The 12,902-nt window shown below is 38.4% G+C and carries 11 protein-coding genes; 4 read left to right on the top strand and 7 right to left on the bottom strand.

Translation table 11 applies throughout. The annotated features are described in order from the left end of the window. Positions 1-102: 102 nt before the first annotated feature. The 4 genes from WA338_RS01945 to WA338_RS01960 are packed head-to-tail and all read right to left on the bottom strand — an operon-like array spanning position 103 to position 3,755. On the bottom strand, positions 103-717 hold the full coding sequence (locus WA338_RS01945; protein ID WP_272985471.1) for a deoxynucleoside kinase: 615 nt from the start codon (positions 715-717) through the stop codon (positions 103-105). Positions 718-721: 4 nt separating this feature from the next. After that, positions 722-1,531 carry a hypothetical protein gene (locus tag WA338_RS01950; protein WP_272985469.1) on the bottom strand — a complete coding sequence of 270 codons (810 nt, stop codon included), beginning with the start codon at positions 1,529-1,531 and terminating at the stop codon, positions 722-724. 36 nt (positions 1,532-1,567) lie between these two features. Next, on the bottom strand, positions 1,568-2,251 hold the full coding sequence (locus WA338_RS01955; RefSeq protein ID WP_272985468.1) for a response regulator transcription factor: 684 nt from the start codon (positions 2,249-2,251) through the stop codon (positions 1,568-1,570). Continuing rightward, a complete protein-coding gene (locus WA338_RS01960; protein ID WP_272985466.1) occupies positions 2,244-3,755 on the bottom strand; it encodes a sensor histidine kinase in 1,512 nt (503 codons plus the stop codon). The genes WA338_RS01955 and WA338_RS01960 overlap by 8 nt, the downstream gene beginning before the upstream one ends. A gap of 118 nt (positions 3,756-3,873) precedes the next feature. Here WA338_RS01960 and WA338_RS01965 point away from each other — a divergent pair, with 118 nt between their 5' ends. From WA338_RS01965 to WA338_RS01980, 4 genes are all read left to right on the top strand, one after another. After that, the gene (locus tag WA338_RS01965; protein WP_272985464.1) at positions 3,874-4,275 is read left to right on the top strand and encodes a hypothetical protein; all 402 of its coding nucleotides are present in this window, start codon (positions 3,874-3,876) and stop codon (positions 4,273-4,275) included. A gap of 21 nt (positions 4,276-4,296) precedes the next feature. After that, positions 4,297-5,118 (top strand): GLPGLI family protein, encoded by an 822-nt coding sequence (locus WA338_RS01970; protein WP_272985462.1) that lies wholly within the window; start codon positions 4,297-4,299, stop codon positions 5,116-5,118. Between the two features lie 64 nt (positions 5,119-5,182). Then, complete coding sequence (locus WA338_RS01975; protein WP_272985461.1) at positions 5,183-6,019, top strand: GLPGLI family protein; 837 nt, start codon at positions 5,183-5,185, stop codon at positions 6,017-6,019. 46 nt (positions 6,020-6,065) lie between these two features. After that, complete coding sequence (locus tag WA338_RS01980; protein ID WP_272985459.1) at positions 6,066-8,765, top strand: carboxypeptidase-like regulatory domain-containing protein; 2,700 nt, start codon at positions 6,066-6,068, stop codon at positions 8,763-8,765. Between the two features lie 78 nt (positions 8,766-8,843). Here the strand turns inward: WA338_RS01980 and WA338_RS01985 are convergent, their stop codons facing one another. The 3 genes from WA338_RS01985 to WA338_RS01995 all read right to left on the bottom strand — a co-directional run bounded on the left by WA338_RS01985 (position 8,844) and on the right by WA338_RS01995 (position 12,896). After that, positions 8,844-11,426 (bottom strand): DUF3857 domain-containing protein, encoded by a 2,583-nt coding sequence (locus WA338_RS01985; protein ID WP_009778797.1) that lies wholly within the window; start codon positions 11,424-11,426, stop codon positions 8,844-8,846. A 181-nt stretch (positions 11,427-11,607) separates the two neighbouring features. Further along, the gene (locus WA338_RS01990; protein WP_009778798.1) at positions 11,608-11,850 is read right to left on the bottom strand and encodes a hypothetical protein; all 243 of its coding nucleotides are present in this window, start codon (positions 11,848-11,850) and stop codon (positions 11,608-11,610) included. 119 nt (positions 11,851-11,969) lie between these two features. Then, positions 11,970-12,896: a 2-hydroxyacid dehydrogenase gene (locus WA338_RS01995; protein ID WP_009778799.1), complete on the bottom strand. Its 927-nt coding sequence runs from the start codon at positions 12,894-12,896 to the stop codon at positions 11,970-11,972. Positions 12,897-12,902: the final 6 nt, after the last annotated feature.

The raw sequence follows: 12,902 nt of genomic DNA on the forward strand, positions 1-12,902 counted from the left end.
CGTTTGCGCAGGAATGCATCAAGGTTTAAGAGAACTTTGGCAGGATGCGATAGTGCTTTAACATCGCCTTAGCGAAGTTGGCTGAAATAAGCTGTCAGAATTTTAGAAAAGCCCATTGATCTCAGCATCGATCTTGTTGATGATGCCTCCCAGATCTTCAGGATTATCTACAAAATTGATGTTGTCTACATCTATGATAAGCAAATTGCCTTTGTTGTAATCGTGAATCCAGGCCTCATAACGTTCATTCAGTCGGCTTAGATAATCGATAGAAATCGAGTTCTCGTACTCTCTCCCGCGTTTGTGAATTTGTGCTACCAGATTAGGTATACTGCTGCGTAAATAGATGAGTAAATCCGGACCTTGAACTACGCTTTCCATAAGTTCAAAAAGCGAGGCGTAGTTGTGAAAATCACGATTGGTAAGTAAACCCATCGCATGCAAGTTAGGAGCAAAAATGTGGGCGTCTTCATAGATCGTACGATCTTGAATGATGTCTTTACCACTTTCCTGAATCTCTAAAAGCTGTCTAAATCGGCTGTTTAAAAAGTAAACTTGCAGGTTAAAAGACCAGCGCTCCATCGCGTTGTAGAAATCATCAAGATAAGGGTTGTCTACTACATCCTCATATTGCGGTTGCCAGTTATAATGCTTTGCTAGAAGTTTTGTAAGTGTGGTTTTTCCGGCGCCAATATTGCCTGCAATCGCGATGTGCATGAGATTAGGATTTAGGTAGCTTTAATTTGTAGATTGAGATTAATTCAGAACGGTAAAGATACAGGTTTCCTGCTTTCAAATAAAACGCTTGAATGCCTTGCGGAATGTTTTTTATCTCTTGCCAGAAGGGCTTGGTTTTCGATTTTATATAAAGCTTTTCATTCTGAATGCTGAAGAGCTTTTCATCATATACAGCAAGGCTTTCAATTGCTCCTGACGGAAGTTTTTCAAGTAAACTTCCGTATTGATTGTAGTGATATAAATTGTCTTCTGAAAGTACCCAACACGTATTAAAATCACTTGCAAGTTCTAAAGCAATATCGGGTTGTGGAGTAAAATTGCTGACTACACGATTGTTTTGATAATCAAAAAGCTCCAGACGCTGCAAATCGGTGTTGAAGATCCAGAGTCGGCGATCGCTTGCCGTGCGCGCATGACTTACATTTCTGAAGTTTTCGATGGCGTTAAAATTAACTCGGGTAATTTCATTCAAGGTGTTGTCAAGAATCACAGCAGTATTCGTTTCGGCATAAAAAACTGTAATGCGTAACGGATTTAAAAGATCTACCGAACTGATCGCACCCAATCGCAAATCACTAAACTGAATGGTTTTGTCTTGACTCTTTTTATATAGCGCGCGGCCTTTTACGTAATAGAAGTTGTTATATGAATCAACACCAATAAAAGTGTCTGCTTTAAGCGATATGACTGTGTCTAAAGGTGCTGCTGAAACCTTAAGACTGTCTTGAGCCTGTAACGTACAAGCGCAAAAGAAAATAAAAAGTATAAGGCTTCGCATTCTTGAAAAATACAAAATAAAGCCGTTTTAGAAAGGTCTATAACTCGGAATTCAACAGGTAAGTTTATATCCAAAACCCCGCACGTTTATGATTTGAATATGCTCGTCTTTTGCTAGTTTTTTACGCAGTTTGGAGATGAACACATCCATACTGCGTGCCGCAAAGAAATCGTCTGAATTCCAAAGTTTGTTGAGAATCAGACTTCGATCGAGTACTTGATTTTTGTTTTTAATAAGGTGAAATAACAAATGCGCTTCCCTGTGGGTTAGTAAAATCGCTTCTTCGGCTTGAAACTGTAAAGTTTGTTTTGGGAAATTAAATTTATAATCACCTAAGCTTAGCACTTCAGATTGCGATTGGAGTTTTTTACGCGCGACCAGATTGTGAATGCGCACGATCAATTCTTCCATACTGAAGGGTTTTTTAAGATAATCATTTCCGCCTATGCTAAAGCCTTCTACAACATCGCTGGTCTGTGATTTTGCTGTGAGAAATATAATAGGAATGCTGTCATCTTTTGCCCGGATCTCTTTTGCGAGCGTAAAACCATCTTTCTTGGGCATCATCACATCGAGTACTAACGCGTCATAGCTTTTTTGCTCAAAAAGTTTTAACGCTTTTTCTCCATCTTCGGCAAGGTCTACTGTGAATTTGCGCGTTTCCAGACTCTCTTTTACGATTTGTCCCAGTGCAGCTTCGTCTTCGGCTAAAAGTAAATGAGTTGTATTAGGCATTGGGCAATTCGATTTTAAAAGTGGTTTGAGAAGTTACAGAAACATCGATGCTTCCACCGTGTTTTTCAATAATTTTCTGGGTGTAATAGAGTCCGATCCCAAAGCCTTTCACGTCGTGCGTGTTCCCTTTAGGAACGCGATAGAATTTCTCAAAGATTTGTTTTGCTTCAGCTTTGCTTAGCGAAGTACCGGAATCTGAAACCAGAATACGGTAAGATCCGTTGCGGGAATTCAGGGTGACTTCGATGGTATCTCCGCCATATTTTACGGCATTATCCAGTAAATTGTTCAAGGCGTTATCCAGATGAAAAGCATCACCCAAAATCCAATTGTTTTCTCGTAACGCTGTAAAACGAATGCTTTTCTCAGGCGCAAGGGTTTGATGCTTTTGAACCAAATTTTCCAGGATCTCGTTTAGGTTGATCTCTTCCTTGTTAAGTGCAAGGTCGTCACCGTCTAAGGTTGCGGTTTCTAAAAGTTTTTCGACCATCATCGTGAGTTTGTCGAGTTGGGCGGTGGAGGTATTTACATAATTACCCGTTTTAATGGGATCATTTTCACGATTAAAATTTTTGATTCCCTCGAGTGCGACACTAATGGTTGCAATAGGCGTTTTGAACTCGTGTGTGATGTTGCTGATGAGATCATTTTTAACTTCGGCAAGTTGCTTTTGGCGGTTGATGATCTTAAGTAAAAACAGGAGGCACGCGATGACGCAAGCGATTAAAACTGTCGATAAGATAATTCCACCTAGAATCCTTTTGAACAGAGTACTTTTGTAATTTGTAAAATACAAATTTAGCGAACTGCCTTTGGGGAGTAGGCTACTTGTAGAGTATGTGCTTTGACCTGAACGACTTTTTATATCCTCAAGTGTTGTTTGTTTTTTTCCGTTGGAATTTACAAACTCAAGGGATTTGTCAATATTGATGTCTCTGCGCATTAACTCAATATTGAGAAGACTATCCATTTTTTTCATTTGAATGGTATCTTCGGTAATTGAGATGACCACTTTTGAGGTGAAAATAGACCAAGGATTTTTTTCAATACTATCATTGGCTTGTAAGTTTTTGGCTGTTATGATTAAAGAATCAATTGCTTTTTGACTGTCTAATTCTGAGACTGAATCCTCTATCTGAATAAAGCTGTCTATGGCAGTCCCACGTAAAACTTTGATCCCTTTTATCTTTTTTGAATCCAGACTATCTAAGCCTTTAAACCCTTGACTGCTAAGGTCAATACGTTTTATAAGACTATCCATTTGATTTGTTAATGCATTTTTAGGAGCGGTTTTCTGATCTAGAAAAAAACCAACGGTGTTATTTTGAGCCAAGATAGTGTAGTAGTTATCAACCGCATTATCAAGACTTGCCTGCATTTCATCAATTAGTCTAAAGCGTTCAGTTTCATAATTTTTGATATTCCAGTAAAACTGAATGGAAAGTGTAATGAGTATTACCGCACTAATAAAATAGATGAGTATACTATAGCGTCTATTTTTCATAATTCAAATGTAAATTCAAATTCTCAGAACAGTTTCTACGGTTAACACTCGTTAACAGTGGTTAACGCTTTTAAAATGAACAAATATTCAATTTTGAGTTGAATTTAAATAATTGAAGATGAAAACTCTATTCACTACCATTTTTCTAAGTATTTGCATGTTTACTTACGGTCAAAATCAAAAGTCATCTTGGACTATTAAAACCGCATCATATTCAGATTCAACCCAATCAAAGTGGAAAGTGCATACCTCTAAACTAGATATCTCAACAGATGATCTGGAAGAATTACGAAATTTAGACTGGGAGTTAATGTTGCAGGAGTTTGAGAAAGACTCTTTACTTGCACGCGATATTCAACTTTCTGTAGAATTTGTAGAGGAAAAATCATTAGAGGGGAAGACTTTAAAAGGAATGTCAGCATCTCTTAAAGGAAACACTAAAGAGCTCGAAGATTTAAAGAAAAGAATTTCAGAAGTTACAGAAAGCTTAGTTCAATTTATTGAAAGCTATAAAGATTAATCAATCACAAATCAAACCGTTATGAACATTAAATTTTTAACTATCGTTGTCTTTTTTCTCGCTTTCGCGGAAGCAGTAATGGCACAGGACTTTCAAGGTGTTGCGACGTATAAAAGCAGACGCAAGGTCGATCTTAAAATGGAAAGTGAGAATATGACCGATGCGATGCGGGAGCAAATCGCCGCTCAACTCAAAAAGCAATTTGAAAAAACCTACACGCTTACCTTTAACCGTAATGAGTCCTTGTATAAAGAAGATGAGAAACTTGCCACACCAGATGTTGCATCCTCTAGTGGCATACAGATCAAAATAAGTCAGAGTCGGGACATTCTTTACAAAAACACGGGAGCGCAACGTTACGAACGCCAGGAAGATGTGCTGGGAAAAATATTTTTGGTAAAAGATAGCTTGCCAAAACCAGAATGGAAACTGGAGAAAGAAACAAAATCTATTGGTGATTATACCTGTTTTAAAGCCACGCGCACTGAAGACGTGGTATCACAAACCTTTTCTTCAGAGACTATGAAAACGGTAGACACTGCGTTTACTAAAACTGTTACGGTTTGGTATACACCACAAATCCCGGTAAGCCACGGGCCCGGGATGAACTGGGGATTGCCGGGCTTAATTTTAGAAGTACAAGACGGAGATCAAACAATTTTATGCAGTCAAATCGTGCTCAATCCTGAAGAAAAAATCGAGATCAAAGCTCCTGAAAACGGTAAAGTAGTGGGCGAAGCCGAAATGAAAACCATTCAGGATGAGAAGATGAAAGAGTGGATCGAGCGCAACAGCAGCAACCGGGAAGATGGTCAAACTTTTACGATAAAAATAGGCGGATAATATTTTAAAGACCGTTAAACCTTTGAAGCGCAGTGAAGTCAAAAAGCGATAAACTATTTGACTTATGAAACTTCAATCTTTATTTCTGGTTCTGGCGTTAAGCTTTGGTACCTGTGTTGTTAATGCGCAACAATTTGATGGAGGAGTAGCGACCTACTTTTCTAAAACTTCATTCGATTTTGAAAACTTCGGTGGTCGCGAGATGAGCGAGCAAATGAAAAAGCAGTTTGCCGAGCGCATGAAAAGCCGTCTGGAAAAAACCTTCACGCTTACGTTTACTAAAGACGAGTCTATTTACGAGGAAGAAGAAAAACTCGATGCTCCCGGAGCTGGAGGTGGTATGCGTTTTATGGGAGGTGGTTTTGCACAAGGCGGAATCTACAAAAATATAGCAGAAGATACCTATGCCCGTGAGAATGACCTGATGGGAAAATCTTTTCTGGTAAAAGATACCTTAAATAAACTGGACTGGAAATTAGAGAAAGAAAGCAAAATGATAGGCCAGTATGCAGCTTTTAAAGCTACTGCCATCAGGAAAATAGATGAAAATCCATTTGAAGCTATGCGTCGCCGCCGTGATCAAGATGCCGATTCTTCCGCAGTTGCAGCTCCAAAGGAAGAAGTGATCACCGCATGGTACACGCCGCAAATTCCCGTAAGTCAAGGTCCTGATGAATATTGGGGACTACCCGGTTTAATACTTGAAGTAAGTGCCGGCCGCACGGTAATCTTGTGTAATAAAATCGTGATCAATCCTAAAGAAGGTCTTGAGATTGAAAAGCCTAAAAAAGGGGATGAGGTCTCTCGTGAAGAATACGAGGCGATCGTGGTCGAGAAAACTAAAGAAATGGCAGAGCGCTTTGGTAACGGCAGACGTCGTGGTTCCGGCGGTCGCGGCTAAGTCTACAGCGGCATTCTGCATTAAAACAACCAACAACTAAAATTTTATGAAAAACCTTTTTGTTCTTTTTTTACTCTTCAGTCTTGCTACGACTGCTCAGAGTATAAAAGTAAGCGGTGTGGTCAAAGACAGTATTGGCACGCCGCTTGAATTAGCCAATGTGATCGCTACCCGTACCGATACCGGAGAGATGGAATCGTATGCGATCTCCAACACACAAGGGCGTTATCAATTCAATCTTCCTACAGGGGCAAAATATTCGTTGGTAGCGAGTTTTTTAGGACTGGCGCCTACTACGCAAGAACTTGATGTTGCACCCGGAGCCGACGATATTTCGTTAGACTTTGTGTTGCTTCCGGCAGAAAATCAGTTGGATGATGTAGAGATCGTTTATGAAATGCCGGTGGTGGTTCGTGGCGATACCATTGTTTATAATACCGATAGTTTCACTAACGGAACCGAGCAGAAATTAGGAGACGTTCTTAAAAAACTTCCCGGCGTTACCGTGACCGATGACGGCGAGATCGAAGTTGAAGGGCAAACCGTTTCTAAAGTAATGATCGAGGGGAAAGACTTTTTTGACGGCGATTCTAAACTAGCAACCAAAAACATTCCTGCAGACGCACTAAAAAAGGTTGAAGTACTTAAAAATTACAACGAAGTAGATCAAATGCGCGGTTTGGGTAATGATCAGGATAATATCGCGATCAACCTAAAGCTGAAAGAAGGTAAAAAGAATTTCTGGTTTGGAGAACTGCAAGGCGGAATCGGAGATGGCGAACAAACGCGCTATCTGGGTAGTGCCAAATTGTTTTACTATAGCCCCAAAGGAAGCATCAACTTGATCGGGAATTCCAACAATACCGGCGATGTGCCGTTTACGTTTAGAGATTACTTCAATTTTACTGGTGGATTTAGAAATTTCAATTCGCGTGGCGGAACTTCGTTTAATATTTCAGATAGCGGACTCGGATTTTTGGTTTCTCAAAACAATAGAGCTAATGAGATCAAAACCAATTTTGGCGCGGCAAACTTCAGTTATGAAGCTTCAGACGCATTAGATTTAAGCGGGTTTTTACTCTTCAGCGATAATTCAACCGATTTTATTCAGCGTAGCTTACGCAACTATATTGCTACCGGTGCGACCGAGGTAAATACTCAAAATAGCAATCAAAGCAATCAATTGGGGATGGTAAAATTCAGTGCCATATACAAGCCTAGCGATAAGCTTCAGTTGGATTATGATGTGCTTGCAAAAAAATCGCAGCAAGAAGAAATGACCGATGCACTTTCTGTTTTTACTGATGAGAATGGCGTGACCAACAACCCGATCGACGAGAATAAAGACAACAATCCGTTCAGTTTAAATCAAAACCTTAACGCGTATTATACGCTGAATGAGAAGAATATTTTTGCCGGTTTTGTGCAGCATTTGTATCAAAAAGAAGATCCGTTCTATCAGGCGATCGTAACGCAGCAACCTTTTGCGCAGATTCTTCCTTTGGATATCAATCAGGATCGATTCAATATCAATCAGGATAAAATGATCGAGACCAATAAATTGGACAGTAAGATTGATTACTACTATGTGATCAACGACAAAAGCAATCTGAATTTAACTTTAGGAACTACCCAAAGTCGCCAGGATTTCAACTCGGCTATCTTTCAGATTCTTGATAACGGGAATCAAAATGCGTTCACCGATGCAAGCTTGAATAACGACGTTGTCTATCGCTTTAGCGATGTGTTTTTAGGAGCGCATTATAAGTTTAAAACTGGTATTTTCACCTTTACACCAGGAGTGACTTTGCATAATTACAATGTAGCTTCTGAGCAATTAGGGATTGAAACCAGCGAGAATGAGTGGAAGCTGTTACCTGATCTCTATGCGATCGCCGAGTTTAAGCAAAGCGAAAGTTTACGCCTCAATTATCAGATGACCGCAGATTATACAGACGTGAATAATTTTGCTGAAGGTTATGTGTTTAACAACTACAATCAGATGTTTCGCGGTAACCGAAATATTGAGAATGCGATCTTTCATACCGCTCGGTTGAATTATTTCAATTTTAATATGTTCAACTTCACGAACCTAAACGGGGGCGTGAGTTACACCAAGCGGGTAGATGCGATCAAAACCAGTACTGCAATAGATCAGATCAATCAGGCTTCGTCGCCTATCAATAGCAATTTTGTAGATGAGGTATTGAGTGCTAACGGGCGTTTTCAAAAAACCTTTAGAAAGTGGAAGGCTAACTTGAGTGCGAATGTTTCGTACAGCGAATTGAATAACATCATCAATACGCAACCTACCCTGTCGCAAAACTTCACACAGAATTATCAGGGAAGCGTGGAAACCAATTTTAAAAACGCACCCAATTTTGAAGTAGGTTACAACCGAAGCATTAATAATTACCAAAACGGAAACAGCGATCGTGTGTTCTATACAGACCGCCCGTTTGCCAATATGGATGTTAAATTCTTAAACGGATTTACGTTTACTGCAGATTGGAGTTATTACAATTATCAGGACAAAGATGATACGGTGCAAAACGAATATTCCTTTTTTGAGGCTAGTTTGCGCTATCAAAAACCGGAAAGTAAATGGGAATTTAGATTGGATGGAACCAACTTATTCAATGTAGATTCTTTGAATAACGACAGCTTTAATGAAACCTTCAGCACCACTACAGAGTATTTTGTGATGCCGCGTATTGTGATGTTTTCGGTGAAGTATAATTTATAGCGCAAGCTATACTTATGTTTATTGTATTTAATACAAAACCCGAAGCTGTAAGGCTTCGGGTTTTTAGTTTAATCTTACTTAAGAAGAACTCATTTCTGGCTCAGAGACGTTAACAAATTCTTGTTTGTTTTCTTGTTGATGAAGCGTTTTTACAAAAGTGTGTTTTACCCTTTCTGAAAGTGAAAAATATAAGATTACAATCAAGCCTCTTACTGCATTAACGCCTATTTCAAGAAAAGCTTGCTGTTTAGCAGGGGCAGTAGCTAATTCTTCATTGAATTCTAAAATAAGGAGGCTGTCTATAGCAAAGAATATTATTGCAACGGTATTCATAATTATGATCATGCGTGGAGCAATACTGCGCTTCTTAAAAAAGAGAATAGCTACAAAAAGGGAGAAAACAAAATAGATAGAATTATAAAGAACTTCCAAAACTCCAAGTATTCCATAACCCAAATTATTAGAGAATAGTAATTCCCATTCGGATGAAGTTAAATGTAGGTCCTGATTAAAAATTAAAGTACTTAGCAAAATTATTGGTGTAAGCACTATTCCTATGCCAAAAAAGGCGACCCATCCACCAATAGGTTGATGCCAGCGTTCCTTTACATTGCAGGGCACATCATAAGTGCTAAATAGAAACCAGCATACAATAGCACTTAATAGAATTCCGAAAATTATTATTGAAATTGTTAAAGTGTACCCTGCATTGGCAACTTTTGATAAGTCTAAGGCCGAACGGTCATAGGTAAGTTGATAGTTGATTTGATTTTGAATCTTTTTATGGGCTTCAAGGTATTTTGAGACTTGATTAGGTTCTAGATAGTCTTTTTTACCCTCGTAGTTATGAATGATCTCTAAAGCAGCATTTTTATATTTTATATCATAAGAATAACTGAAACCTGGGTTGTGTATATTAAAAGATTCATTTTTAATATTCCAAGATTCTGGAAAATAGACTTTTGTCTTGTGCTCAAAATTGGCTGTTTCATTAACTAGATAAGGCATTGTACGATTTGATGTAGTCACCGGATAGAGCATATTCTCGAGAGTTGATGGATAAAAGCTCGTAGAAATAATTTGTTCGTTATCTAGTAAGGGTTGCCATAGGCTATCTATTTTGTAGTTTTCGACAACCTTAATCATATTGTTTTTACGATCGTCAAAGATTTCTACTTCTTTATTTACTTTAATATTTGGATAGAGTTTACTGTAAAATTCGGTGTAATCTTTCTGTATCGATGCCGTGCTATTCGTAGATAGATAAGGGCGCATATCATCAGCATCGCCCCCATAATAAACGGTTTCTATATCGAGTACTGCGCCGCCTCCTATTTGGTCTAGGGAGAATGTTTCGATAAGTGAGGTTTTAGGTTTTTTAGCTTTTTCTAGTTTAGTGAGGGTTGTTGTGCTTTCGTCTAATACTAAGCCATAGTAATAGTTTGGATAATAGATGGTTTGTAGATCGCCTCCTTGATCACTTATAGTAGGGTCAATATAAGCGTACTTACCTTGTTCAGTTTTGTATTGTACTATGCAGTGATCAAATGCAAAGGGCGAAGGTAATTTTTCATCAATATTTTTTCCATAAGTGCTGTTGACTAAAATGGGATTAGCGGCTATGCCATAGCTCTGCAATAATGTTGATAACAAAAGGGCTTTGTCTTTACAATCACCAAAACGCCGTTTGAGAACTTCAATGGGTTTACTTGGTTTAAATGAATTGAGGCCATTCTCAAACCCTAAATAACGAATATCATCCTGCACAAATCGGATTAAAGCTGTTAGGCTATCAGATCTAGTTTGAGCATCCTTAATTAAGTGATTTGCTTCTCTTTTAATGTTAGAACGTTCTTGCGAAGAAATTTTATAAAAACTATTGTAGTGCTTTGCAACAGCCGCCCAGCTTTTAAAGGTAGATAACTCAACTGTTGCTGCAGGAAAATACCATATAGGTGTATTAGATTCATATAAAATAGCTTCAGTATTGGTTGCAGACCAGCTATATCGAGTATGATCCTTAATTTGATTGATCTTTGGCTGTGGAGCGCCATTTTTAGTTTTATAATCCAAAAAATAATCTTTGGGTTTAAAAATGGCTAAGTGAATTTGAGCAATAGGTACTGTATGTTGCAAGTAAAATGTAGTCCCAAAATTACCTTTGTGTATTGGGTTGCGGCCTATTGTGGTGTATGCATAGTCGATTATATCTCCTTCTCGTATGTCATAGAGATGATTTATGGCAGTAACACGACCATTATAAAGGTGGCGTTCAAGATCTTCTTCCCTTTGAATAATCTTAAAGTCATCTATGATAAGCTTATTGATGATTTTACCATTACGTATGACATTGAGCTTATGAACTATAACTCGTTGATATTCGGGATCAAACTCTATAGAGATGTCACTCATTTCTTGTATCCCTGCTTTTGCAGTGATTTTATAGGCGTATCTTTCATAATAAGCCTCTTCGCCTGCGTGATATTGATCATCGAGAAGTAGGTAATAAAACCCTGATGATTCTTGACCGTTAGCCGTAGCAGAATAGTCTGGTGTAATAGGTGCTACCCAATCAGGTGTAGCTTTTTGATAAAAATTTTGTGCAGTAATTTGGAAAAAGGAAAGAAAAAATAAGAACCTAACAAGTAATTGTTTAAGCATAATCTAATATTGAATTAATCCTTAAATAAACGCTTTTAAGAATTAATTAACAACGTTTTTGAATTATAATTACTGTTTGGTAATATTGAAAGTTATATTCTATAATTGCTTTTAGCATTTAAAACAAAAACCCGAAGCTGTAAGGCTTCGGGTTTTTTAATTATTCAATTTCTTCGAATGTTTACGCTTGTTCGAGTTTATTCATTTTCATTTCATATTCTTCAGTCGCTTCTGCGATTTTGTCCACATTGTCTGATGCTTTTTGATGTGCATCTTCCATCGCTTTTTCTAAATCCTTATCCGGATTTTGGAAAAGATCTGTGATTACGTGGTTAATTTTATCGATGATGCTTTCTTGGCTGTTCTTAATATCTTCCAATTTATGAAGCATCGTTTCCATTTGATCATACTTTGCTTGATCCATAATTTTTGATTTTTAGTGAATACAAGGTACCGGCAAGTAGGTCTGAAAACGAGGTTTTTAACCCGATTTTAATGGAATTTTGCAGCTTTTAACGGAAAAATCCTTGATTTAAGAGTTTATTAGTACCCCTTTTTAGCCTGAACTTGATTCAATAATTGCTCCCCATTTTGCATACGCTGATAGTTTTCTGCCACTTGACCAGATACTGAAGCCGCATTGCTCATACTTGCAATATGCGGGGTGATAATAATATTTTCGGTTTGCCAAAAAGGATGTTCTTCAGGCAAAGGTTCGGTATGAAAAACATCTAGCGCAGCACCGCTTAAGTGCTCGCTGTTTAAAGCTTCGATCAAGTCATCATCTACAAGATGACCGCCGCGTGCAACATTGATGAGGTAAGCACCTTGTGGTAGTTTATTAAATAATTCTTCATTCAAGATTCCTTTGGTGTTTTCTGTTAATGGAAGCAAACACACCAGAATTTCAGATTTTGAAAGGAAAGTGTTGAGTTCATCTTCAGTATAGCTTTTTATCCCTTCAACGTTTTTCTCTGAAGAAGACCAGCCGATTACATTAAAGCCGATTGCTTTTAGCATAGTTCCTACGGCTTGCCCTAAAGTGCCGAAGCCTAAAATTCCTGCGGTAACATCTTTCGCGCGCTTGTAATCGGTAGGTTTCCAAGTATTCTCTTGCTGTAACCGGGCGTAGGTTTTTAAATTCCTGATGTGATTGAGGCATAACGCAGCGACAAACTCTTGCATATCGCTCGCCAGTTTCTCGTCTACCACACGGGTAAGAATGACATCTTCAGGTAGCGACTCGTCTTCAAAAAGATGATCAACACCGGCGCCCATAGAACCGATTACTTTTAAGTTGGGATACTTGGCATAACTGCCTTTTGGTGCTTTCCAGGTAATCGCCATCGTCGCATCTTCCGGGTCCTTAATAGTTTCCGGGGTGACTACTTCAATAGTGGGATCTGCTTTTTGTAAAGCGTCTATCCAGGGTTGATACTCTTTATTATTTCTGATTAGTAAAAGTGCCATAAAATA

The organism is Leeuwenhoekiella sp. CH_XMU1409-2 (assembly GCF_037029365.1).
Taxonomy (GTDB): Bacteria; Bacteroidota; Bacteroidia; order Flavobacteriales; family Flavobacteriaceae; genus Leeuwenhoekiella; species Leeuwenhoekiella blandensis.